Genomic DNA, 20,665 nt, shown 5'->3' on the forward strand with positions numbered 1-20,665 from the left:
TCAAGATAAAATGAAATGGAATACATTACCAGTGGATGTGCAGCAGGCACAATGATAGAATATTTACATGGAAATACTAATCTGGCAAATCAGAAGGGAGAAACATATCACAATGCCAGAGTTGGCAGAACTGACGGGGATAGGAGAAAGCACCCTGTATGACTATGAGAGCGGAAGAACATCACCAACACTGAGAGCTTTAGAAAAAATAGCAAAAGCAATGGGGGTAAGAATCAGAGATTTGTATACAGAATAGAATTGTGCGAAAGATAGAAGAAATAAGCCAAATGTTTAGAATTTCTCCGGATATTCGGAATTCTTAAGCGAAACACTTTTCTGTGGGGAGAAGTAGTGGTAAACTCATAGCAGAAAGGGGGCTGAGTTATGAAGCTGGAACAAATGAAAAAAGAGATAACAAAAATGATTATGAACTGCAATAGTCTTCATATGCTTAGAGCGGTTTATATATATGTGAAAAAAATGATTGGTTGAAAAAGCCGGGGCATTTGCCCCGGCTTTTTCAACAAGTATAAAGATAATAAAAGAACCAAGGGCCTGCGCATTACCCTTGTTTTTTTTATTATTTACTGGACAATTTATTAAGCAATCGTTCCAGGTCATTCCAGTCATCTTCTGTAAAAGCTGCCAATGCCGAAGCCAATCGGTGCTTAAACGAATCTTCACCGGAAAGCTGGATGTCCGCAAGCATTTCTGCAATCTGCTCATCCTTTGTCTTTTCAATGAACATTTCACCTTCACCAGTTCTGAGCCATTCTTCATTAACGTCAAATTCACGGCAAATTAGAGAAATTGCGGCGTCACTTGGGATACTGCGACCCATTTCATATGTGGCAACGGTATTACGTTTAACTTTAATTGCCTCAGCAAATTCCTGCTGGGTCAATCCAACCTCTTTCCGTATCTTCTTAATACGCTCATTCATAATATCACCTCCTTGACGCTATACTATCATAAGATGTTGAAAAAATCAACAAAAAAGAGTTGACAAAAGTTTGATACCGACATATAATAGTTTTACAATCAACAATAACAGAGAGGAAGTGAAAAACATGAGTGAAAAAGAAAAAAACGTAATGGAGCGCTTGGTGAAAGTCTTACCGGAATTATCAGACTTCGACAAGGGCTACATATTAGGAAAAGTAGAGCAGACAGCGGAGAAGAGACGGGAGGAGTCAAAAGAAGAATTGCCAGTAGCATAAGGAGAAAAATATGGAGTATCAGAAACCAGTGATGAGCATTGCAGAGCTTGGAGCCATGGGATTTTCTGTAAGGGATATGAAAAATGATGTTCATGTTCCGGGGCAGAAATTTGCATGGAAAACATCCGGCGGCGGTAAATGGATGATTGATGTACGAGAATATGAAAAATTCAGAAACAGGCGCCGGAGACGATAGGAGGACAAAATGGAAAGTGAAAAAAAAGAACATGAAAAGCTGGAACGTGTAACTGTAAAACAGGCAGCGGAAGAGCTGAACATGGACCATGAGACAGTGAAATATCTGATGAGAAAAGAAAGACTTCCAATCGGATATGCAGTATTAAGAGAAGGCTGTAAGAGGACAACATATTATATTTACCGGGATGCACTGGATGCCTATAAAAAGAATATGAAAATGCTGGGTGGTAAGAGATGAAAGACTTCTTTGAAATAGACAAAGAAGAACTGAAGAAAGCATATAGACTGGCATACAGTATTGAGAACATGGAAGGATGGGAAGCGGAGAATCGCCGGATAGAGTACATAGGTTCTACGGAAAAAGCTGGAAGAATCACGGATTACTACAGAGATTCCACTGGAATGTACTGGTACTGCAGCAGGCACCGAAGAAAGACCGGAGAGATAGTATCGATGGAGACATTCATATTTGGATCGGGCTTCCAGAAGCGAGAAAGAGAAAGGAAAAGAAAAAGATATGTTTTTTAAGAAGTGGAGAGAAAAGAAGAAAAAGGAAATTACGGACAGAATCAATGAACTGATAAGCCAGTATCGGGATGAATGCGTCTGGTACATGATTATATCCGGAATGCCAGTAGCAGAGATTAAAAAGCAGGATGTCAGTGATGACCACTTGATGGAGTCGGCATTGCGGGAAGCAATTGGAGCAGTGCAGGAAATGAGTGAGGAGATAAGGAGAAAAAAATGCGCTACAGAGTAAGAGTAATCACATTAATGGCAATAGCGGTAGCAGTTTTCCTTTTCACCATGTGGATGACATCACCACAGGAAGTGTCCGGAGAAGTAAACAGCTTCACCGCAAAGACCATGAACGCAGTCGGAGAGATGGAAGTTGCACCGGTGCAACCGCAGGAACAGGAGAATCCGCTCGGTGAACCGTTCCTCATCCGGTGCACCTGCTACACATGGACTGGAAACCAGTGCCGGAATGGTAGCTGGCCGGTAGAGGGATTATCCGTAGCCGGTAAGGAAGAATGGCTGGGAAAGGCAATCATCATGTATTCAGTCGCAGAAGATGGCGGAATCGGTGACTTTATCGGATACTTCGACTTCACGGATACCGGGGATGGGATTGACCTGAACGGAGACGGACAGGGCGAGACAATCCGGAACGGGACAAGCATTGATGTATATAGAGATACACTGGAGGGCTGTTACAGATGGATAGAACAGTATGGAGATTATGTTTATATCCAGGTGGTGGATGCTGCCGGATAGATAAAAAAAGAGAACGTGTGGCGCACGTCCTCAAGTGGGTTGTAAGTAATTTGGCGAATTGCAAACTTCCCGCATGAACAATATACCATAAAAGCCGCAAAAATGCAAGGAAACAGGGCATTTCAGACCTGTTTTCGCAACTCGATTAGGAATATTAAAGATAAGGACAAGGCTATGGCATATTGTGTTGATATTTATAACTTCCCAGGCTCCATTGAGTATGAGTATAAGTGGGAAGGAAATTACGGAGCAAAGGGCGAGAAAAGAGCCGCAAGAGAGAGACCTTCCCCCTGGCAGATAGAATTGCAGAATCAGATTAATAAAAAAAATAGAATCCGCAGGACGATAAAAGCTAACTTCGTGGAAAATGACTTCTGGCTGACCTTCACATACCGGAAGGGAGAGCGGAAGGATATGCAGGGAGTGAAAGAAGACCTGAATAACGTTTTGCGAAAGCTGGCAAGACGCTACCGAAAGTTCGGAGCAGAACTGAAATGGATGAGAGTAATTGAAATCGGAGCCAGAGGCGGCATACATATCCACATGATCATGAACAGAATCAGAGGAGCAGACACGGATGTATTAATCAAGGAGTGCTGGCAGCATGGAAGGATATTTTTCTCAAACCTCTATGAAGAGGGCGGCTTTGAACAGCTCGCCCAGTATATGGCAAAGGTGCCGGATGAGGAAGAGAGAAAGAAGAAAGGTCTCCCCCGGAAGCTGACCAAAGAAGAGTACAGCTATTCCACCAGCCGGAATTTAATCCGGCCAAAACCGGAGAGGAAGAGATACCGGCGGTGGACAATGAGAAAACTGCTGCTATACGGTCCGAAGCCGACACCGGGATATTATATCGTCACGGAGAGCATCCGGAGCGGCACAAACCGGTATACCGGGTATTCCTACATGAGATATACCGAGGAGAAACTGGATAGGAGAATTTGAAGATGGAAGCAAGGATTTACTTAAGAACTTCATACCATGGTCTCCGGAAAGCGGAAGGGTGTTACTGTGGCATCCTGGAAGCAGATACCAGTGAAGGAGAGAAGACACTGGAAGAGACCGGGAAAGACACCGGCACAGCCAATCAGATAGCCTTGCTGGGGCTGATAAAAGCCATGGAGCATATGAGAAGAGCGTCTGACCTTGAGATATTCACAGACAGTAAATATCTGGAATCCGGTGTGAACCGGTTCCTAGATGGATGGATAGCGGATGGCTTTCGGAAGCAGAACGGAGAGCCGGTGAAACACAGTGTTTTATGGCAGCGGGCGGCAGAGCTGCTTGCACCACATAATATAAATATTTGCTATGAGGAGCACACCAAGTATTCCATGTGGCAGGACAGGAGAATGAGAGAGTATGAGCAAGAGCAGAAGAACAAAAGCGTGCACCTTCGATAAGGGCACAATCGCAAGAATCATTAGCAGAGACGGAGACACCTGTATATTCTGTGCTAGTGGCAGATGGCCACTTGCAAAGAAGGACTTCGGGGCACATATCCGGGATATCGCCCATGTGGTGAACCGGAGCCAGGGTGGACTCGGAGTGGAGCAGAACGGTGTCACCGCCTGCCGGAGTCATCACCAGTTACTGGACAACGGCAACAAGGGCTTAAGAGCTGAAATGCTTGATTTTGCAGAATGTTACCTGAAAGAGCAGTACCCGGGATGGGACCGGGAGAAGCTGGTATACAAGAAAGGAGTATGAAGATGCTGAAAAAATTAGTGAAAGAAAATAAGGACAGGGCTGTAGAAAAAAATGGAGCCTGCAGATTTTGCGGTCAGATAAAGCTCGTAGAGGCACTGGAGGAATTCAACGAGGATGAATTGAACGAACTGGCCACAGAGCAGTGCAATTGTTATGAAGCACAGAATTATATATAAAGGTTGTACCGGAAAGAAAAGGCAGATTTCAGAATTGAAGAGCTTTTCGGATCAGGAAATAAACCGCAAAACAACTGTCCAGAGGGCGGCAGAAGTCTAGACCTCCAAGATTAACTTACATATACACGAAGTAACTTATAAATCTGTCACAGCCGGGGCATGGAAACCGCATAAACACAGAATGCGGAGCGTTTTTTGGAAGAGGTACAAAAGACCACACATATACACCATGCTCCGGAGAAAGGAGAGCGTGATGGGAAGACTGACAATTAAGGATGAACAAGGCAACTGGGCTTTGAAAGGTGTTAAATGGAATCAGCTCCATGTGGGCGAGACGATAACACAGCAGGTACAAGAGAAGATATATGGAGCATTGGCAAAACTGAAGGATTATGAAGATTCAGGGATGACTCCGGATGAGTGCTGGGATTGCTGTAATAGAGAAAAGGTTGCGACACAATTAGAAAAGCTGAAAAGCCTTGTACCAGTAAATAGGGTACTTGATGATATTGTAAATGATAAACCAAAGGAATTAGGAATGCTTATAGCCTATGAAAAGGCTATTGAGATTGTAAAAGGCGGTGGAATAGATGAATAAGCCATGCGAGCATTGCGATAAATCAGATCACAAGAAATATGGGAGTGACTATTTTAAGTGCGAAAAACCTTGTGAAAGAGCAAAGATGTGCAAAAGAAACGATGAAAAGTTTTTGAAAATGTTGAGAGGTGGTGGAGTAGATGAGAGAAGTTAAGAAAAAGATTCTGCCGAAATATTTCGAAGCAGTTATACATGATAAGAAAAAATTTGAAATCCGTAAGGATGAAGATAATTTGCAGAAAGGGGATGTATTGATATTGAAAGAATGGGATGGGGAGAAATATACCGGACGTGAGACAAGCAGGAGGATAGAATATGTGCTGCGGAATGTTCCTGAATACGGATTAATGTCGGGGTATGTAATAGCGGGATGGTAGAAAGGAGAATCGAGTGAAAAGCAAAGATCTATGCAAAATATGCACAGAGTATTCAGCTGATGCAAGATGTGAACATAAAAAGGATTGCGAATTGCAAAAAATCTTGAAAGAAAATAATAAATTAAGAGCGGAAAATCGCACACTTCGGAAGAAAAATGATGAACTGGAAACGGAAAAGAGTTGGAGAGATTTTCCAGATATGATGGGAAAGTAGAAAGGAGAGAAAGAAAAAATAAATTAGAATTTAGCCAATAAAGGCAGAAAGGGAAAATATGAGTTTAATTGAATTTATAAAGCAATATGCAGAGCGTAAAAATGCTACAACAAAGGTTGTTTTAGAATGGTTTTGGATAGATGAAGGCATAGATGAGGAATACTGTTTTGAAGGTTCACCGTCTGAGTTTGTAGAAAAGTATACCAAAGATTATGATTGCATTGATGGTTTTGATATTTTTGATATTCACGAATTGAAAATAATCAATGAGGGTATACGTTCTCAAATCTATATTGAGATTGTAAGAGAATAGATAAACTGAAATAGAGGTAGTATATGAAAGAATTTCCGATTATGACAAACAAAGGGAAGGAATATATTCCCTACGATATCATTAAACCGCATGAAGAACAGGCATTAAAAAACCATTGTGGACAGACATTAGACAGATTAGCAGCCAGAGGAGGTCTGTCTTGGGCGGAAGCCTATGCTGTTTTGACAGACAGTAAGTTCCCTCATAGAGATCAGTATATTTCGGAAGAATTTTACGAGAAAAAGGTAAAAGAGATAGTGCAGGGAAGAAAGGAAGAATTATATGGCTAAAGCAGTATTAGTTATGGATATGCCGGAATCGTGTGATATGTGCGATTTCGTAGATGATGAGCAACCGCCAAGATATGGAGAAAAAACATTGTATTGCACAGCACCTGACATGGGTGAAGAAGTGACTGATTATGTTACATGCAGACCGGACTTCTGTCCGCTCCGGGAACTGCCAGAATCATGTGGCGGAATAATTTGAATTTTATTTTTTTTAAAATCGCACATATTCTATGTGCCGAGAAAAATCAGAAGGAGGAAGTAAGTATTATGTTTGAAAAATTTGGCGAATTAAACTCAGTAGAAGAATTGAACAAAGCGGCAGCAGGCTTGAAAGAAGAGGGAGATGTAGCATCCATCATTGTGCTGGCAGAAGAAAATGGACTGGATAAGGCAGATGCAGAGGATTATGCAGAAGGTGAAATGGAAGAACTGGCAACACCATGTACCGCCGCACACGGAAGATTGAAAGTGGAATCAGAAGATTTAAAGATTGCCGGAGTGCTTATGGACTGGGTGGATGAAATACGTCAGGAGTGTCTTGCAAATGAAAAAGTATGTGCCGGAGTAATGAAGCATTCACTTGCAGGATATATGGCTATTTTACTGGAAAAAGGATTTGAAGAAAAAGCGGTGGTAGACAAACGCATTGTGCAGCAGGCAAAGGAAGTGGCAAAAGTAGCAGACAACCATGAAATTTCAATCGGATTTCCTAATTTAGCAGAGCGAAAGAAGACAATCAGAGCTTATTACGGAGGCACAAAATGAGACTAGCGTACAAGGGATTTAATAAAGACCTCACCTGCACGATGGGAAATGGAACATTCCAGTACAAGCCGGGAGTCTGGTACAAAGAAGAAAAAGCATACTGTGCCAGGACAGGATTTCATGCGACAGATAATCCGCTTGATGTATTGGGCTACTACCGAGAAGGACGCTACTTCATCGTAGCCTTGAAAGGGAATGTGGACGAGGATGGTCATGATACCAGGATAGCTGCTCCGGAGATTCAGCTGGTAAAAGAGCTGTCAAGGATAGAACTGGCAAGAGAGGGTGTCATGTGGATAGCAAATCACCCGCACATAGAGATAGAAGGTGTTGAAAAGAATACAGGAACAGCACTTGATGGTTATGTAATCGTCAGAGGGAAAAATCCAACTGCAAAAGGAAAAATGGGAAGCACCATTTTTCTCCTGAAAGAAAACAAAAGTGGCGAAATAGCAGAATGTGCAGAGTATTTAATCGACGGAGAAGAATACTTGCCAGACACTTTCTATGATGTGAGAGGGAGGATGAGACAGTGAATAAAAAGCAGTTGAGTAAGCTGAGAAGACTTCCGGCCACAAATTCAATGGTTGCACTGGCAAAAATGCCGGGCAGAAAAGAAAGAAGATATACATGTGGCTTGAACAAATACAGATACAGGTACATGGCAAGATGCCAGTATCTGAACGGCATACTGAAACTTTCTATCTGTAAAACAAAAGAGATAAGAAAGGGAGAGACGGAGCCAAAATGGGATGTGTATTTAAGCCCTAGGGATAAGACATACATCACAAGAGAAAGACAGAAAGATGGGACATATAAATGGAGGACGGCAAAAGTAGACAATCTCGAATGGGAATGGGAAGAAGCCGGTGCGGATGAAAACTACTATATCAATCCTGAAGGAAAAGCTGCAATAAAAGCCATCCTTGAAACAAAAAACTCCGGTGTAGATGGAATTATAGAATGGCAGAAGAAAGTCAGGACAGAAAAGATAGAACGTGAAGAGAAGAGAAAGACGGATAGATGGGATGCAGCCATGAAGGATGTTCCGGAGAGCTATCCGGCAGGATTTGAAAAATTCTGGAAAACAGAAGCATTCAGCGACCATTACATTTTTTACAAAGGAGCAGACGCAAAGATTGGTTACTGCACAGGATGCCTCCAGGAAGTTCCATTAAATAAAAGACCAAAGCATAACGAGTGGAATAAATGCCCTAAGTGTGGAAAGCAGATTATATATGAATCTAGGTCAAAAAAGAAAAATCCTATATGGTCATATGGAACAGCAACCTTGCTTCAAAGATATCGGGAAGGGATTGTAAAAAGAATATTCAGTTGTACCAGAATAGATACCGGGGCAAATATGGGACAGCCAAAATTAATCATAAGGGAAGTACAGAGAGTATTGCTGACGGATGATGGCGTGGATACATATTGCTGGGAAAATTACAGATTCAAAGGACAAAGATGGCGAAAGCAGGATACAAGCTACTACGAGGAAAGGTACGCTAACCTTTATCGAAGAAATCTGTCAGCCCTTTTGAAAAATACAAGAACAACTTATAACATTGCAATTAAACATGGATATAAAGGCGACCCTGTATTTTTTATGAAAATGGAAAAAAGGAATCCTCTGATTGAAAAAGTGTTCAAAGCAGAATTGTACCGGATTGGAAATGATTTAATCAACAAAAGTGATTACTTATACAGGGAGTTGGTTGATGAAGAAGAGCCGGAACTTATCAAGGCACTGCATATTGACAAGGCACGTTTGGCACGTCTGAAAAGGATGAATGGCGGAAGGCATGAGTTGCTGTGGCTACAAGATGAAAAGAAAAACAACACCATATACAAGGATGAAGATGTACAGACACTTGCAAATGCGCTGGTAGACGGAGCGGATAGCAGAATCTTTCAGTATGTCAGTGTGGCAAAAGCAGCCAATTATTTGAGAAAGCAGCAGGCTATCAGGGACAGAAATCTTGTGGATCTTGCAAGGGATTGGGAAGATTATTTGTCCATGTTAGAAAAAAGAAATGCAGATATGTCAAACGGTATGCTTTTACGCCCGAAAGACCTGACACTGGCACATAATGAGCTTGTGATTCAAAATGACATGCTGAATAAAGGAAAAGAGATTGAAGAAAAAAAGAAAACTTTCAAAAATGCAGAAAAACTGATGAAGAGCGGAGCCCTTAAAAAATATGAATACCAGAATGAGAAATACTGCATTCTTTCCCCAACCGGAATTAAGGACATATACAACGAGGGAATGACTTTAAAACACTGCATACACACATGTGATATCTACTTTCAGCGAATAGATATTCAGGAAACATACTTGCTGTTCCTCCGCAGAACAGAAAAGCCGGACACCCCATGGTATACCTTGGAAGTAGAACCTGGCGGAAATATCCGGCAAAAGAAATCAGTCCTCAATGAAGCATATTCAGATCTGGAAGATGCAATGCCATTTTTGAAAGAGTGGCAGCAGTGGGTAAAGAAAAACCTTTCAAAAGAGGATGCGGTGCTGGCTGATAAGAGTAATAAGGCAAGAAAAAAGAACTATGGACAGCTCAGAAAAGAGAAAAAGCTGATATGGCATGGAAGACTGCAGGGTACCATGCTGGTGGATGCATTAGAAAAAGACTTTATGGAGGTTTGATATGGAAGAATTAAGGAATATAGAAAATTATGAGCAGTTCAAGCAGGCTCTGGACACGGAGCTGGCAAATCAGGCAGCAGGCTTCGTAAGAACTGGCTACCTGCTGAAAAAGGCAAGAGACACAGATATCCTTGCATCATCCGGATACAGTACAGTAGCTGAATTTGCAAAGGCAGAATATGGTCTTTCAAAAGATATTGTATCACGGTACATAGCCATTAATGACAGATACAGTGAGGGCGGTTATTCTGACCGCCTCCAGGATAAGTACGAAGGGTACGGCGTGGCGAAGCTCCAGGATATGCTCACCCTTCCAATTGAGGTAGTAGATCTCATATCGCCTGAAATGACAAGAAAAGAGATTGCAGAAGTCAAGGCAGAGGTCAAAGCAGAGGAAGCCATATCACCAATAGAAGTAGCCCTTGAGGGCACGGATGTGCAGCAGGCGGATATGGAACTGTGCCAGAAAGCCATATACAAGTATGCAAAGGATAATCCGGAGAAGTTCAAAGCGCTGGTGAAGTGGACAAAGGATGGAGATTCAGAAGAACTTGAGAGCATCCTGGCACCATCCGGAATTGCAGTATTGGCTTCCCGGCCACAGGGAATCGGAAAGGTATTCACATCCTTCAAGGGAGAAGGACAGCCGGTGGACATCCTGGCAGTCAAAAACAATGAAAAGCACACCTTAAGCATGGATGATTATGCAGCCAAGGTCAGAGAGGTATTTGCTCAGATAGCAGATATGCCGGATGCTTATGAAAAAACGGAAGTTGCACCGGTGCAACCGGAAAATGTTATCAAAAAGTCAGAAAGTGTTATCAAAAAGCCGGAAATCGAATCAGAAACACCAAAAAGCGAGCCAAAAGAATCGGAAAACGTTGAAAAAACAGAATGCGAGGTACTTTCCGGTGAAGTGGTAGACAATGAACCAGAAGAAAAACAGGAAGAAAAAGCAACAGAGGAAGCTCCGGTGGCAGCAGGCTTAGATAAAAATGTATTAAGAGGTTATGCAGCGGCAGTAAGTTCCAGTATTAAGAAGCTGGACCGCCTTTGGGAAAACCGGGAACTGGAGAAGTGCCTGGAGGAATTAACAAGCATACGCTGGAGGATAGAACAGATACAGAAGAATGGAGGGAATGCAGAATGAAACCAGTAGAAAATGAAGAGTTAATTGAAGCAGACATAATAAGAGTATTTTTCCACAGCGAGAAAGAAACCTTTAAATGCCTGGAATTAATGCCTACAGAGGAAGAGAAAGAGACATTAACTTTTGAAGATATTTATAATCTGGCCAAGAAGAACGGACTGGCAGAGGATGATATGTACATTCTTATGATTGCAGAGAATCCGCTGAGCGGAAAAGTTTACAAGCACGGCAATTATAAGCCATGGAATACATGGTATGAATGCGGAGAGACGGAGGGATTTGCATAATGAGAAGAAGACGATGCAAGCAGTGTGGAAAGCTGTTTATGCCAGTAGGAAAAGAAGTAATCTGCTCAGTGAAGTGCCGGCAGGAACGGATGAAGGAAAGAGCAGAAAGAAGAAAGGAGGCATATAAGAAGCCGGAGCTAAAGGTAGGAAGTATTGCCTGGGTGAATGCGAAAGCGAGAGAAGCAGGCATGACATACGGAGAGTATGTGGGAAGGAGCGGAATTTAATGGAGAGATTAACAACAAACAAAAAAGTATCAGAGATGGAAATGGTTGAACTGGCACATAATTGCTGTTACGAAGATGAGGAGCATAACGCAAGATATAGAGATTTTGAGATGGAAATGGACGCACGGGATTTTGCCATAAATCTCATGGTCACATTAACGAAGGACGAATTGCCATTAGATAAAACAGAGTTTGACGAAGAGATTCTGGACAATTTAACTATAGACCCGTTTTCAGATGTACGAGGATTGATTGCAGTATTTTATCGGAATCTGTGGGCTATGGCTGATTTGCGAGAAAAGTTGAAATGTTATGAGGATGCCGAGGAGCAGGGGTTACTCATACGGTTGCCGTGTAAAGTGGGAGACCACATCTATATCATAAAACCTTATGGAATCGAGGAGGCAAGTATAACAGGAATTTCAGAAGCAGATGACATTGACTGTTTCTGCTTTGAAGTGTATATCGACCCAGATTACCATGAAATCATTGCACTTGAAGAATTTAATGATACTTGGTTTTTATCAAGAGAGGAAGCCGAAGCCAAGCTGAAAGAAATGGAGGGTAGAGCACAATGAGAGAATTCATGAGAAGAGTTCCAATAAAAGCCGGAAAGAGGGGAAAAGATGATGAAAAAGACCTAGTAAGAGACATATTGAGGAAGTGGCCAAAACTGATAGCATGGCTTGAAGAAAAAGAATACTTTACAGCGCCGGCTTCAAAGGATCATCACGGAGCGTATGAGGGTGGATTAATGAAGCATTCACTCCAGGTGGCATATGAACTTGAGAGAATAACCGTAAAGATGGGCTTAAGGTGGGAGAGACCGGAAAGCCCGGAGATAATAGGACTACTACATGACGTGTGCAAGCTGGATGATTATTACGCAGTATCGCTTGAGGAGCCCCGAAAAATTGGATATGAATACAAAAAAGAAAGGCTGTATCCAGGGCACGGAGACAAGAGCCTTATCATGCTGATGGGCTTAATAGACCTCACAGAAGAAGAGAAAATGTGTATCAGATATCACATGGGAGCGTTCACAGATAAGTCAGAATGGGAGTTTTACAGTCGAGCAGTGCAGAGATGCCCTAATGTTCTGTGGACACATACAGCAGACATGATAGCTTCTCAGATAAAGGGCGTGTAAAAGTGTAGGAGGGAGAAGGCGGTAATGAATAAAACAAGTGACGCAAAAACGAAATGTCCGTTTTTTATAAGGGATTCAGCTACAAAGATAACATGTGAGGGCCCGGGAAAAACAGAATTGGCAATTGGATTTAAGTCGAAGGTAAGAAAAAGAACATATCAGAAGCAGAATTGCTACAAGTATAAATGCAAGTGTGAGATTAAGAGGATGATGGAAGAAAAGTATGATAATAGACCAGAATGTGACAATGGATAGAAAAGAACAGGAGGAAAAACGTGAAAAAGCAACGGAAAGAGATACGTCTAAAAAGGAAACGCCTGAAAGCAGAGTATAACGCTGCCTTGAGAGAAAACAGAAGATTAAACAATGAATTAAGCTTCAAAGCAATGGAATATGGCAGAAAAGAGATTAAAACATTAGCAGCTCGGGAAGTAATTCTACTACAGAACGTAATTGAAATGGGAGAAAATCGGATGGTAGAAATTGCAAAAAATATGCTAGCGCGTGAAATCTGCGAAAAACTCAAAGAAAATGGAGCAATCCAGTTTGAAAAAGACTATAGCCCTATACATAATGGATTTATTGTGGATGCAAGGGTGAAAATCGTTATGCCATAGACGTATTATAAAGCAATGAAAAAATATGAGCGTCAGCACATCTGTAAAGTATGCTGATGCTCATATTTTTTTACTTAAAATCTTCCATCATGAGAGGGAGCAGTTCTCCAGTTACTTGCAAAATGCACAAAAAATAAAAAGGAGACAGTTTCGGGGAGAAAAAGGATGCATCTCTTTATAAAATACAGGCAGAAATGGAGAAGGGAGGACCGTATGGGAGAAGTACATGAAGAAGCAGAAAATGATTACATGCTTGGCATGAAATATAAAGAAATAGCGGAAAAATATGGAATCAGCCTGAATACGGTCAAGTCCTGGAAGCAACGATACGGATGGGAAAGAGGCGGAGGAAAAAAGTGTGCACACAAAAGGCGAAAAAAAGTGTGCACACAAAAAAAGAATGCATATACAGAAGAAGAAAAAGATTCGCCAGAAGAGGAGAATGCAGTAGACAGAGATGAGCTTTTTTGCCAGTATTATGCAAAATCTTTCAATGCAGTAAGAAGCTATATGCGTGTTTATCACTGCTCTTATCAGTCGGCGGCCGTTTCGGCGCATAATAAGCTAAAAAATCCTAAAATCAAAGAACGTTTGGAAGAAATCCGGCGGGACAAGATGGAAAGGATGCTTCCAAAAGAAGAGGATGTTGCGGAACTGCAATCAAGGATTGCATTTGCTGACTTATCAGATGTTGTAAATATATCGGCATATGGAGTGAGTATTAAAAATCCGGATTTGATAGATTGGCAAACGGTAAAAGCTGTAAAGAATACAGCGCATGGAGTAGTCATTGAGCTGAAAGATTCTCAAAAAGCAATTGACTGGTTGGACAAGCATGGCTTTAAAGGTGAAGACGATGGAGAGAACAATGAAGGAGTAGTATTCCTGCCACCAGTAAAGGAGGTGGATGAAGATGAGTGCTTCGTGGATGCCACAGCCGAAGCAGAAGATATTCATGGAAAGACCGGAGTATGAGGTCTTATTTGGAGGAGCAGCAGGCGGTGGAAAGTCAGATTCAATGTTAGCGGAAGCGTTAAGACAGATAAACATACCAAATTACAGAGGAATCATATTCCGAGACACAGTACCGCAGCTTGAAGGATTAATTACACGATCCTATGACTTGTACGGCAATTTGAAGGGGCAGCGTCCCAAATTTAATGAAAATAAAAAGCGCTGGCTGTTTGAGTCCGGCGCAAAGATATTTTTCGGATATATGCAAAGAGACTCTGACCGCTTCAACTATCAAGGAAAAGCATACGATTTTATTGGATTTGATGAATTAACACATTTTTCACTGACGCAGTATCAGTATATGATGTCTCGTAACAGACCAATGGGACCTGGTACAAGGGTATACATGAGAGCGACAGCGAATCCGGATGGAAAAGGGATGGCATGGGTTAAGCAGAGATTTGTAACGCCTGCACCGCCAAATACAAGGATTGTGGAAAGGTACAGCGTGCTTAATCCGCAGGGTGAGAAGATACAGCTTTCACGAGACAGGATATACATACCGGCCACAGTATTTGATAATAAAAAACTGTTAGAGAATGACCCGGATTATTTAGCGAACCTTGCCGCATTGCCAGAGGCAGAAAGAAATGCCCTGATGTATGGCTCATGGGACAGCTTTAGCGGACAGGTGTTTACAGAATTCAGAGATGATCCAAATCATTATAAAGACAGAATGTGGACGCATGTGATTGAGCCATTTCAAATACCGGACCACTGGAAGATATACCGGGGGTTCGACTTCGGATATGCAAAGCCGTATTCAGTTGGATGGTATGCAGTAGATACAAAGGGAAAGATATACCGGATAGCAGAGCTGTACGGTTGGAATGGAATTGCTAATCAGGGATTAAAAGAGCATCCCGTAGAACAGGCAAGAAAGATTCGAGAAGTTGAAGAAAATAATCCGTTGCTGAAAGGTAAGAGAATCACAGGTGTAGCGGATCCGGCTATATTTGATGAGTCAAGAGGAGAATCCATTGCCAGAATGATGGAGAGAAGCCCTAATTTTGTATACTTCCATGGCGGAGACCATGTCAGACTGCCGGGAAAGATGCAGTATCACTATAGGTTTGCCTTCGATGAAATGGGAGATTGTATGTTTCAAATTTTTAACACATGCAGAAACTTCATCAGAACAATCCCAAATCTTACATATAGCGAGACAATTCCGGAAGATATTGACACAACAGAAGAAGACCACATCTATGATGAATGCAGATATGTGCTTATGGAGCACCCAATTGCTCCGAGAGGAAATGTATTACAAAAAAAACCGGCATTCGACCCACTAGATATGTTCAAAGAGCAAAAAAGAAGCCAAGGAGTACAGATATTAAATATTTAGGAGGATGAGAGATGGCTTATAAAAAAGGAAAAATAACAGAAGTTGCACCGGTGCAACAGGAAAAAGAACAGCAGGACACATTAATTCAGACGGAATCAGAAGAAAAAGAGATGCAGGAAGAGCAGACGGTAGATGCTATCACGGATGATGATGTGAAAGAAGCAGCAGAAGTATTGAGAAAATATCATGCCGGAAAAAAGAACCTTGAAAATACAATTGTGGAAAACGAGGAATGGTGGAGGTTAAGGCATTGGGATTATGCAAGAAAAGAACAGGAAGAGGAAGCAGAAAAAAGAATAGAACCACGGTCTGCATGGCTTTTCAACGCACTTGCCAATAAGCATGCTGACATCATGGACAATTTTCCAGAAGCAAATGTGCTTCCACGAGAAAAGAATGATGAAAGAGCAGCCAAGGCTTTATCAGAAATCATACCGGTTATATTGGAACGAAATGAATTTGAAGAGACGTATTCAGCTTGCGGATGGTATAAATTAAAAAATGGAACGTGTGTAACAGGCGTATTCTGGGATGGTTCGAAAGACAATGGATTAGGCGACATATCAATTAAAAATGTCGACATTATGAATCTTTTCTGGGAACCAGGAGTAAAAGATATTCAGAGGTCGAAGAATGTATTCTATGTATCCATGGAAGACGTAGAGGACATAAAGGCTGCTTATCCAGATAAGGAGATAATGGCAGGTAGTGATATTAGTATTACGCAGTACATAAAGACGGATGCGGAAGATAATACAGAGAAGGTTGCAGTTGTGGACTGGTACTATCACAAAACCATTGTACTGGAAGACGATAATGGTTTGATTAAGAGAAAGAACGTGCTGCATTATTGCAAATTCTGCAATGGAAAAGTGCTCTATGCGACAGAAAACGATGATGAATTAAAATACACAGGGCTGTATGACCATGGTCTATATCCGTTTGTGTTTGATGTATTGTTTCCAATCGAAAGCAGTGTCTGTGGATTTGGTTATATTGATGTTATGAAAGACACCCAGGCATATATAGATAAGATGCAGCAGGGTATTCTTGAAAATGGATTGTCACTGGCAAAGCCAAGATGGGCGGTCAGAGACGATGTGGGGCTGAATGAAAATGATTTTTGCGATTTTTCAAAGTCACTTGTGCACTTTAGCGGAAACTTGGGAGAGGATGCTTTTCGACAGATCACATCGACACCAATGGCGGGCATTTATGAAACCATTTTGAATAATAAAATCGAAGAACTGAAGGATACTTCTGGAAATACAGCAGCGGCACAGGGACAGACCTCTAATGTTACTTCAGCAAGTGGAATTGCAAGTCTCCAGGAAGCATCCGGAAAATTATCGAGAGATGCAAACAGAGCGGATTATAGAGCATTTACAAAGATATGCTATCTGGTGATTGAGCTTATCAGACAATTTTATGATGAGCCAAGGGAATTCAGAATTACCGGAGAAACTGGACAAACAGATTATGTGACGTTTGATAATAGCGCATTAAAAGGACAACCAATGGATACCGGATTTGGACAGGCACAGTCAGAAAGAGTTCCAATTTTTGATGTAAAGGTTGTACCAGCAAAGCAGAGCGCATACACCAGGGAGACACAGAATCAGCTTGCATTACAATTCTACAACCTTGGATTTTTTAATCCGCAGAATGCAGAAATGACTATCGGATGTCTGGATATGATGGACTTTGACGGAAAAGACGAGGTGAAGCAGAGATTAAATAAATCCCAGACATATTACAACCTGTACTTACAGATGCAGCAGCAGGCTCTTGCGCTGGCACAGGCAGTAGATATGTCGAGTGGCGGAACAACGAATTATGCAGAAAGAATAGCGGGAAATGCACAGCTTGCAATGCAGCAGGCAGAAGAACCTATGGCACAGAGTCAGTCCGTACTGAATCGAAACAGCAATGGCTCATTAACAAGTCAGGCGGCACATGCGACTAGAAATTCTACGTCAGTATAGGAGAAAGATATGCTTAAAGTCAGAGTGAGAGAAGAAGAAAATCTGCTGGAAATAAAAATGGAAGGCCATGCTGACTATGCAGATGCAGGAAAGGATATTGTGTGCTCGGCATGCAGTATCCTTTTATTTACGCTTCTTGAGGAATTGCAAAAGCAGCAGGCAACAGGAAAAGTAAAAATTACGGTCTTGGAAATGGAAGAATCCGGGAGATGCAGAATGGAAATAACGGACTGGGTCAAAGAGACAGAAGTAGTATTAGAAACAATTTTTAACGGCTATAAAATCATTGAAAAAAATTTCCCAAAAAATATTTCATTTGTGGCAAAAATTGGGAGTTGCAAAAAAAATAAATTGATATAGTGCAAGTGGTTTAAGAAAAAAACATGGCACTTCGGAAAGGACGAAAGTATGAGAAAAAAATATTTTAACTTGCAGTTTTTTGCGGAAGGTGGAGCAGGCGCAGCTTCAACTGGAGCAGAAGGAACAGCAGGACAGGCGGAAGGGCTCAACGCCGGAGCCACAGACGGTCGAACAGGCCAGGACGACGCTGGAACGTCGCAGGATGCGACAACACCGGAAGACACAGAAAAAGCCTTCGAGGAACTGATTAAGGGCGATTACAGAGACGCATATAGAAAGCGTACAGAAGGAATCGTTAAGGACAGATTGAAAAAATCGAATGAAACAATCAGTAACTTGCAGAAACAGTATGATGCAATGACTCCAATCATGGGAGAGCTTGCTATGCGTTATGGTCTCGAAGCGGATGATGTGGAAGGACTCGTAAGAGCAGTACAGCAGGACAATGCACTTCTGGAAGATGAAGCAGCAAGACATGGAATGTCCGTAGACCAGCTTCGGGAAGTAAACCGGGTAAAACTGGAAAACAAGAAACTGACAGAAGCAATGGAACAGTTGGAGAAGAAAAAAGAAGGCGAGCAGATTTATGCACAGTGGACACAGCAGGCGGATGCATTAAGAAAGAAGTACAACATGGACTTTAACCTTAATGAGGAACTTGCAAATCCAGACTTCACGGCAATTCTTAAAGTTGGTGGAAGCATTGAAGCGGCTTACATGGCCACACACCATGATGAGATTATGACATATGGAATGGCGCAGGCAGCAGAAACAGCAAAAAACAATGTAGTAAAAAGCATCAATTCAAAGAGTGGAAGACCAATTGAAGGTGCAGCATCTTCCGGTTCTCAAGGAACAGTGAAAGTAGATGTTAGAAATTTAACGTCTGAGCAGATGAGAGAATACGAGAAGAGAGCACTCAAAGGAGAACGTATTTCTTTCTCGTAATTCAGAAAGGAATATATATGAAAATTAGAAATATCTTGCAGTTTTTTGCAGACCCGAATACGCAGACAACTGGTACATCCAGTCTGTCAGCAGAAAATAAAACTTTTTACGAAAAGGAATTAATTGAAGAAGCATCCCCAGAATTGGTGCATGACCAGTTTGGAGATGATTATCCAATTCCTAAAAATGGTGGTAAACAGATTGAGTTCAGAAAGTATGACTCTTTGAAACCGGCGAATACACCACTTACAGAAGGTGTGACACCGGATGGAAATAGCTTAAGCGTAAGTACAGTTACAAGTACGGTAAAACAGTACGGAGATTACATCACAATCTCTGACGTACTGGACCTTACAGCCATCGATAACAATGTTGTGCAGGCTTCAAAAGTATTAGGAGCTCAGGCAGGCTTGACATTGGACAATGTTACAAGAGACGTTATGGCCGGTGGCACAAACGTATTAATTGTTGGAGACAGAGCAACAAGAGCCCAGTTAACAGCAGCAGACACACTGACGCCGGAAATCTTCTTCCGTGCCGCAGCTATGCTTGAAACAATGAATGCTCCAAAAATTCAGAAATCTTATGTAGCCATTATTCATCCATACGCAGCATATGACCTTATGCGCAGCGAGGAATGGATTGACGTACATAAATATGCAGCACCAGAAGCAATCTTTGAAGGAGAAATTGGAAAGATTGGAAATGTACGTTTTGTATCTACTTCAAACGCAAAAATTTGGAAAGGCACAGGATGCCCGGCAGATACTGCAGTATTTGGTACATTAGTACTTGGAGCACATGCGTATGCCAAAACCGGTATTGATGGTGGAGCATTACAGATGATTATCAAGCCGGCAGGTGCAGGACAGGACCCATTAAACCAGCGCTCCACGGTAGGATGGAAAGCAATTAAAACGGCAGAACGTCTGATAGAACAGTATATGATTCGTATTGAATCAACATCAAAATTCAGCGAAAGCGTAGAGGCAAACTAGGAGGAAACTGTATGGGAACAAAAACAGAAGGAACGAAAGTAGCAGAAGAAACCAAGGCAACAGAAGAAACCAAGGCAACAGAAGAAATTCAGGTAAAAGATGCGGTAGAAGCTGATCCATGGAAAGAAGAAGTTAAGTTCATGGCACCATTGGATGGTGAAAAAGGAGACATTTTTGTAGCTTTAAATGGACATAATTACAGAATTAAAAGAGGGGAAGAGGTAACCATTCCGAAACCAATCTTTGAAGTTCTGAAGAACAGTACAGAAATGGACCAGCTTGCAATGAGAAGACAGCAGGAACTTATTGCAAAAGGAAAGGCTTTTAACTAATAAGAGATTCCATTAAAACGAGGAGAGGCACAGCATTGTTGTGCCTCTTTTTTAGAAGGAGAGACATGTATGAAGGTAAATGAAGCAATAACAAAGGTGGATGACCTGGAACCAAATACTTATGAGGATAACGAAAAGTTAGATTGGATCACTGAATTGGATAAAAGAATTGCTATTGAAATCCTGAACGTAAGAGAACGTGAAGAGGATGTAGTGGTAGAGCCTTATACAGAAGCTGATATGGATAAAGAACTTCTTGTGCCTGCCCCATATGACAATTTATATGTCCAGTGGCTTATGAGCCAGATTGATTATTATAACAATGAAATGGACAGATACGCAAATTCAGCAGCTATGTTTAATCAGAAATACCAGGATTTTGCTAATTACTGGTACCGGACACATAAAAGCTCTTTAAGGGCAACAATGTATTAGAGAGGTGACA

The 20,665-nt window shown here is 41.7% G+C and carries 36 protein-coding genes; 35 read left to right on the forward strand and 1 reads right to left on the reverse strand.

The genetic code is table 11. The features are described 5' to 3' along the window. The first annotated feature begins 67 nt into the window (after window positions 1-67). Complete coding sequence (locus tag DWV68_RS00620; protein ID WP_118056639.1) at window positions 68-256, forward strand: helix-turn-helix domain-containing protein; 189 nt, start codon at window positions 68-70, stop codon at window positions 254-256. Between the two features lie 324 nt (window positions 257-580). Here the strand turns inward: DWV68_RS00620 and DWV68_RS00625 are convergent, their stop codons facing one another. Beyond that, window positions 581-943: a helix-turn-helix transcriptional regulator gene (locus tag DWV68_RS00625; RefSeq protein WP_118056638.1), complete on the reverse strand. Its 363-nt coding sequence runs from the start codon at window positions 941-943 to the stop codon at window positions 581-583. A 127-nt stretch (window positions 944-1,070) separates the two neighbouring features. On the opposite strand from DWV68_RS00625, the gene DWV68_RS14345 reads away from it, so the two are divergent. The 34 genes from DWV68_RS14345 (at window position 1,071) to DWV68_RS00785 (ending at window position 20,655) form a co-directional block, all read left to right on the forward strand. Beyond that, window positions 1,071-1,220, forward strand: coding sequence for a hypothetical protein (locus DWV68_RS14345; RefSeq protein WP_156454666.1), 150 nt, complete (start codon window positions 1,071-1,073; stop codon window positions 1,218-1,220). A gap of 10 nt (window positions 1,221-1,230) precedes the next feature. Continuing rightward, complete coding sequence (locus tag DWV68_RS00630; RefSeq protein ID WP_118056637.1) at window positions 1,231-1,416, forward strand: hypothetical protein; 186 nt, start codon at window positions 1,231-1,233, stop codon at window positions 1,414-1,416. Between the two features lie 9 nt (window positions 1,417-1,425). Then, a complete protein-coding gene (locus DWV68_RS00635) occupies window positions 1,426-1,656 on the forward strand; it encodes a helix-turn-helix domain-containing protein (RefSeq protein WP_242988674.1) in 231 nt (76 codons plus the stop codon). Beyond that, entirely contained in the window at window positions 1,653-1,946 is a 294-nt protein-coding gene (locus DWV68_RS00640; protein ID WP_118056636.1) for a hypothetical protein, read from the forward strand. Before DWV68_RS00635 ends, DWV68_RS00640 begins: the two co-directional genes overlap by 4 nt. Next, window positions 1,936-2,178: a hypothetical protein gene (locus DWV68_RS00645; protein ID WP_118664715.1), complete on the forward strand. Its 243-nt coding sequence runs from the start codon at window positions 1,936-1,938 to the stop codon at window positions 2,176-2,178. Before DWV68_RS00640 ends, DWV68_RS00645 begins: the two co-directional genes overlap by 11 nt. Continuing rightward, window positions 2,163-2,696, forward strand: a complete 534-nt coding sequence (locus DWV68_RS00650) for a hypothetical protein (protein ID WP_118664717.1) — start codon at window positions 2,163-2,165, stop codon at window positions 2,694-2,696. Before DWV68_RS00645 ends, DWV68_RS00650 begins: the two co-directional genes overlap by 16 nt. Window positions 2,697-2,870: 174 nt before the next feature. Then, window positions 2,871-3,641 carry a rolling circle replication-associated protein gene (locus DWV68_RS00655; protein WP_118664719.1) on the forward strand — a complete coding sequence of 257 codons (771 nt, stop codon included), beginning with the start codon at window positions 2,871-2,873 and terminating at the stop codon, window positions 3,639-3,641. A gap of 2 nt (window positions 3,642-3,643) precedes the next feature. Beyond that, the gene (locus DWV68_RS00660) at window positions 3,644-4,099 is read left to right on the forward strand and encodes an RNase H family protein (protein ID WP_118664721.1); all 456 of its coding nucleotides are present in this window, start codon (window positions 3,644-3,646) and stop codon (window positions 4,097-4,099) included. Beyond that, window positions 4,059-4,406 (forward strand): HNH endonuclease, encoded by a 348-nt coding sequence (locus DWV68_RS00665; protein ID WP_118664723.1) that lies wholly within the window; start codon window positions 4,059-4,061, stop codon window positions 4,404-4,406. Before DWV68_RS00660 ends, DWV68_RS00665 begins: the two co-directional genes overlap by 41 nt. A gap of 2 nt (window positions 4,407-4,408) precedes the next feature. After that, entirely contained in the window at window positions 4,409-4,582 is a 174-nt protein-coding gene (locus DWV68_RS14350) for a hypothetical protein (protein WP_156454667.1), read from the forward strand. Window positions 4,583-4,835: 253 nt separating this feature from the next. Beyond that, window positions 4,836-5,180 (forward strand): hypothetical protein, encoded by a 345-nt coding sequence (locus DWV68_RS00670; RefSeq protein WP_118664725.1) that lies wholly within the window; start codon window positions 4,836-4,838, stop codon window positions 5,178-5,180. Window positions 5,181-5,320: 140 nt separating this feature from the next. Beyond that, the gene (locus DWV68_RS00675) at window positions 5,321-5,557 is read left to right on the forward strand and encodes a DUF3850 domain-containing protein (protein ID WP_118664727.1); all 237 of its coding nucleotides are present in this window, start codon (window positions 5,321-5,323) and stop codon (window positions 5,555-5,557) included. Window positions 5,558-5,570: 13 nt separating this feature from the next. Beyond that, window positions 5,571-5,771, forward strand: a complete 201-nt coding sequence (locus tag DWV68_RS00680) for a hypothetical protein (protein ID WP_118664729.1) — start codon at window positions 5,571-5,573, stop codon at window positions 5,769-5,771. Between the two features lie 58 nt (window positions 5,772-5,829). Continuing rightward, window positions 5,830-6,084: a hypothetical protein gene (locus DWV68_RS00685; protein ID WP_118664731.1), complete on the forward strand. Its 255-nt coding sequence runs from the start codon at window positions 5,830-5,832 to the stop codon at window positions 6,082-6,084. A gap of 23 nt (window positions 6,085-6,107) precedes the next feature. Then, a complete protein-coding gene (locus DWV68_RS00690) occupies window positions 6,108-6,374 on the forward strand; it encodes a hypothetical protein (RefSeq protein WP_118664733.1) in 267 nt (88 codons plus the stop codon). Next, window positions 6,367-6,573: a hypothetical protein gene (locus DWV68_RS00695; RefSeq protein ID WP_118664735.1), complete on the forward strand. Its 207-nt coding sequence runs from the start codon at window positions 6,367-6,369 to the stop codon at window positions 6,571-6,573. Before DWV68_RS00690 ends, DWV68_RS00695 begins: the two co-directional genes overlap by 8 nt. Before the next feature lie 68 nt (window positions 6,574-6,641). Next, the gene (locus DWV68_RS00700) at window positions 6,642-7,139 is read left to right on the forward strand and encodes a hypothetical protein (protein ID WP_118664737.1); all 498 of its coding nucleotides are present in this window, start codon (window positions 6,642-6,644) and stop codon (window positions 7,137-7,139) included. Further along, window positions 7,136-7,675, forward strand: coding sequence for a DUF7666 domain-containing protein (locus DWV68_RS00705; protein WP_118664739.1), 540 nt, complete (start codon window positions 7,136-7,138; stop codon window positions 7,673-7,675). The genes DWV68_RS00700 and DWV68_RS00705 overlap by 4 nt, the downstream gene beginning before the upstream one ends. Beyond that, entirely contained in the window at window positions 7,672-9,804 is a 2,133-nt protein-coding gene (locus DWV68_RS00710; protein ID WP_118664741.1) for a PcfJ domain-containing protein, read from the forward strand. The genes DWV68_RS00705 and DWV68_RS00710 overlap by 4 nt, the downstream gene beginning before the upstream one ends. 1 nt (window position 9,805) lies before the next feature. Continuing rightward, on the forward strand, window positions 9,806-10,954 hold the full coding sequence (locus DWV68_RS00715; RefSeq protein ID WP_118664743.1) for a hypothetical protein: 1,149 nt from the start codon (window positions 9,806-9,808) through the stop codon (window positions 10,952-10,954). Then, window positions 10,951-11,241 (forward strand): hypothetical protein, encoded by a 291-nt coding sequence (locus tag DWV68_RS00720; RefSeq protein WP_118664745.1) that lies wholly within the window; start codon window positions 10,951-10,953, stop codon window positions 11,239-11,241. The genes DWV68_RS00715 and DWV68_RS00720 overlap by 4 nt, the downstream gene beginning before the upstream one ends. After that, window positions 11,241-11,468, forward strand: coding sequence for a hypothetical protein (locus DWV68_RS00725; protein WP_118664747.1), 228 nt, complete (start codon window positions 11,241-11,243; stop codon window positions 11,466-11,468). Before DWV68_RS00720 ends, DWV68_RS00725 begins: the two co-directional genes overlap by 1 nt. Further along, window positions 11,468-12,046, forward strand: coding sequence for a hypothetical protein (locus tag DWV68_RS00730; protein WP_118664749.1), 579 nt, complete (start codon window positions 11,468-11,470; stop codon window positions 12,044-12,046). The genes DWV68_RS00725 and DWV68_RS00730 overlap by 1 nt, the downstream gene beginning before the upstream one ends. Next, window positions 12,043-12,618 carry an HD domain-containing protein gene (locus DWV68_RS00735; protein WP_243089409.1) on the forward strand — a complete coding sequence of 192 codons (576 nt, stop codon included), beginning with the start codon at window positions 12,043-12,045 and terminating at the stop codon, window positions 12,616-12,618. Before DWV68_RS00730 ends, DWV68_RS00735 begins: the two co-directional genes overlap by 4 nt. A 24-nt stretch (window positions 12,619-12,642) precedes the next feature. Beyond that, window positions 12,643-12,873 carry a hypothetical protein gene (locus tag DWV68_RS00740; protein ID WP_117841395.1) on the forward strand — a complete coding sequence of 77 codons (231 nt, stop codon included), beginning with the start codon at window positions 12,643-12,645 and terminating at the stop codon, window positions 12,871-12,873. A 20-nt stretch (window positions 12,874-12,893) separates the two neighbouring features. After that, window positions 12,894-13,235, forward strand: coding sequence for a hypothetical protein (locus DWV68_RS00745; RefSeq protein WP_118056621.1), 342 nt, complete (start codon window positions 12,894-12,896; stop codon window positions 13,233-13,235). Window positions 13,236-13,448: 213 nt separating this feature from the next. Then, window positions 13,449-14,210, forward strand: a complete 762-nt coding sequence (locus DWV68_RS00750) for a terminase small subunit (RefSeq protein ID WP_158561806.1) — start codon at window positions 13,449-13,451, stop codon at window positions 14,208-14,210. Continuing rightward, window positions 14,149-15,597, forward strand: coding sequence for a terminase large subunit domain-containing protein (locus DWV68_RS00755; RefSeq protein WP_243089410.1), 1,449 nt, complete (start codon window positions 14,149-14,151; stop codon window positions 15,595-15,597). The genes DWV68_RS00750 and DWV68_RS00755 overlap by 62 nt, the downstream gene beginning before the upstream one ends. 11 nt (window positions 15,598-15,608) lie before the next feature. Next, window positions 15,609-17,582: a portal protein gene (locus tag DWV68_RS00760; protein WP_197420787.1), complete on the forward strand. Its 1,974-nt coding sequence runs from the start codon at window positions 15,609-15,611 to the stop codon at window positions 17,580-17,582. Window positions 17,583-17,591: 9 nt separating this feature from the next. Then, the gene (locus tag DWV68_RS00765; protein ID WP_118664753.1) at window positions 17,592-17,942 is read left to right on the forward strand and encodes a ribosomal-processing cysteine protease Prp; all 351 of its coding nucleotides are present in this window, start codon (window positions 17,592-17,594) and stop codon (window positions 17,940-17,942) included. Window positions 17,943-17,990: 48 nt separating this feature from the next. Then, window positions 17,991-18,890, forward strand: a complete 900-nt coding sequence (locus DWV68_RS00770) for a hypothetical protein (RefSeq protein WP_118664755.1) — start codon at window positions 17,991-17,993, stop codon at window positions 18,888-18,890. A 17-nt stretch (window positions 18,891-18,907) separates the two neighbouring features. After that, complete coding sequence (locus DWV68_RS00775; protein ID WP_118664757.1) at window positions 18,908-19,888, forward strand: N4-gp56 family major capsid protein; 981 nt, start codon at window positions 18,908-18,910, stop codon at window positions 19,886-19,888. An 11-nt stretch (window positions 19,889-19,899) separates the two neighbouring features. Continuing rightward, window positions 19,900-20,220, forward strand: a complete 321-nt coding sequence (locus DWV68_RS14620; RefSeq protein ID WP_242988676.1) for a hypothetical protein — start codon at window positions 19,900-19,902, stop codon at window positions 20,218-20,220. A 69-nt stretch (window positions 20,221-20,289) separates the two neighbouring features. Next, window positions 20,290-20,655: a hypothetical protein gene (locus DWV68_RS00785; protein ID WP_117841388.1), complete on the forward strand. Its 366-nt coding sequence runs from the start codon at window positions 20,290-20,292 to the stop codon at window positions 20,653-20,655. Window positions 20,656-20,665: the final 10 nt, after the last annotated feature.

This window comes from Roseburia sp. AF12-17LB (assembly GCF_003479605.1).
GTDB classification, from domain to species: Bacteria; Bacillota; Clostridia; order Lachnospirales; family Lachnospiraceae; genus Roseburia_C; species Roseburia_C amylophila.

Bases quoted from the DNA above. Each gene is read 5' to 3' on its own strand.
- DWV68_RS00620 (WP_118056639.1), top strand. From the start codon at position 68: ATGGAAATACTAATCTGGCAAATCAGAAGGGAGAAACATATCACAATG.
- DWV68_RS00625 (WP_118056638.1), bottom strand. From the start codon at position 943: ATGAATGAGCGTATTAAGAAGATACGGAAAGAGGTTGGATTGACCCAG.
- DWV68_RS14345 (WP_156454666.1), top strand. From the start codon at position 1,071: ATGAGTGAAAAAGAAAAAAACGTAATGGAGCGCTTGGTGAAAGTCTTA.
- DWV68_RS00630 (WP_118056637.1), top strand. From the start codon at position 1,231: ATGGAGTATCAGAAACCAGTGATGAGCATTGCAGAGCTTGGAGCCATG.
- DWV68_RS00635 (WP_242988674.1), top strand. From the start codon at position 1,426: ATGGAAAGTGAAAAAAAAGAACATGAAAAGCTGGAACGTGTAACTGTA.
- DWV68_RS00640 (WP_118056636.1), top strand. From the start codon at position 1,653: ATGAAAGACTTCTTTGAAATAGACAAAGAAGAACTGAAGAAAGCATAT.
- DWV68_RS00645 (WP_118664715.1), top strand. From the start codon at position 1,936: ATGTTTTTTAAGAAGTGGAGAGAAAAGAAGAAAAAGGAAATTACGGAC.
- DWV68_RS00650 (WP_118664717.1), top strand. From the start codon at position 2,163: ATGCGCTACAGAGTAAGAGTAATCACATTAATGGCAATAGCGGTAGCA.
- DWV68_RS00655 (WP_118664719.1), top strand. From the start codon at position 2,871: ATGGCATATTGTGTTGATATTTATAACTTCCCAGGCTCCATTGAGTAT.
- DWV68_RS00660 (WP_118664721.1), top strand. From the start codon at position 3,644: ATGGAAGCAAGGATTTACTTAAGAACTTCATACCATGGTCTCCGGAAA.
- DWV68_RS00665 (WP_118664723.1), top strand. From the start codon at position 4,059: ATGAGCAAGAGCAGAAGAACAAAAGCGTGCACCTTCGATAAGGGCACA.
- DWV68_RS14350 (WP_156454667.1), top strand. From the start codon at position 4,409: ATGCTGAAAAAATTAGTGAAAGAAAATAAGGACAGGGCTGTAGAAAAA.
- DWV68_RS00670 (WP_118664725.1), top strand. From the start codon at position 4,836: ATGGGAAGACTGACAATTAAGGATGAACAAGGCAACTGGGCTTTGAAA.
- DWV68_RS00675 (WP_118664727.1), top strand. From the start codon at position 5,321: ATGAGAGAAGTTAAGAAAAAGATTCTGCCGAAATATTTCGAAGCAGTT.
- DWV68_RS00685 (WP_118664731.1), top strand. From the start codon at position 5,830: ATGAGTTTAATTGAATTTATAAAGCAATATGCAGAGCGTAAAAATGCT.
- DWV68_RS00690 (WP_118664733.1), top strand. From the start codon at position 6,108: ATGAAAGAATTTCCGATTATGACAAACAAAGGGAAGGAATATATTCCC.
- DWV68_RS00695 (WP_118664735.1), top strand. From the start codon at position 6,367: ATGGCTAAAGCAGTATTAGTTATGGATATGCCGGAATCGTGTGATATG.
- DWV68_RS00700 (WP_118664737.1), top strand. From the start codon at position 6,642: ATGTTTGAAAAATTTGGCGAATTAAACTCAGTAGAAGAATTGAACAAA.
- DWV68_RS00705 (WP_118664739.1), top strand. From the start codon at position 7,136: ATGAGACTAGCGTACAAGGGATTTAATAAAGACCTCACCTGCACGATG.
- DWV68_RS00715 (WP_118664743.1), top strand. From the start codon at position 9,806: ATGGAAGAATTAAGGAATATAGAAAATTATGAGCAGTTCAAGCAGGCT.
- DWV68_RS00720 (WP_118664745.1), top strand. From the start codon at position 10,951: ATGAAACCAGTAGAAAATGAAGAGTTAATTGAAGCAGACATAATAAGA.
- DWV68_RS00725 (WP_118664747.1), top strand. From the start codon at position 11,241: ATGAGAAGAAGACGATGCAAGCAGTGTGGAAAGCTGTTTATGCCAGTA.
- DWV68_RS00730 (WP_118664749.1), top strand. From the start codon at position 11,468: ATGGAGAGATTAACAACAAACAAAAAAGTATCAGAGATGGAAATGGTT.
- DWV68_RS00735 (WP_243089409.1), top strand. From the start codon at position 12,043: ATGAGAGAATTCATGAGAAGAGTTCCAATAAAAGCCGGAAAGAGGGGA.
- DWV68_RS00740 (WP_117841395.1), top strand. From the start codon at position 12,643: ATGAATAAAACAAGTGACGCAAAAACGAAATGTCCGTTTTTTATAAGG.
- DWV68_RS00750 (WP_158561806.1), top strand. From the start codon at position 13,449: ATGGGAGAAGTACATGAAGAAGCAGAAAATGATTACATGCTTGGCATG.
- DWV68_RS00755 (WP_243089410.1), top strand. From the start codon at position 14,149: ATGAGTGCTTCGTGGATGCCACAGCCGAAGCAGAAGATATTCATGGAA.
- DWV68_RS00760 (WP_197420787.1), top strand. From the start codon at position 15,609: ATGGCTTATAAAAAAGGAAAAATAACAGAAGTTGCACCGGTGCAACAG.
- DWV68_RS00765 (WP_118664753.1), top strand. From the start codon at position 17,592: ATGCTTAAAGTCAGAGTGAGAGAAGAAGAAAATCTGCTGGAAATAAAA.
- DWV68_RS00770 (WP_118664755.1), top strand. From the start codon at position 17,991: ATGAGAAAAAAATATTTTAACTTGCAGTTTTTTGCGGAAGGTGGAGCA.
- DWV68_RS00775 (WP_118664757.1), top strand. From the start codon at position 18,908: ATGAAAATTAGAAATATCTTGCAGTTTTTTGCAGACCCGAATACGCAG.
- DWV68_RS14620 (WP_242988676.1), top strand. From the start codon at position 19,900: ATGGGAACAAAAACAGAAGGAACGAAAGTAGCAGAAGAAACCAAGGCA.
- DWV68_RS00785 (WP_117841388.1), top strand. From the start codon at position 20,290: ATGAAGGTAAATGAAGCAATAACAAAGGTGGATGACCTGGAACCAAAT.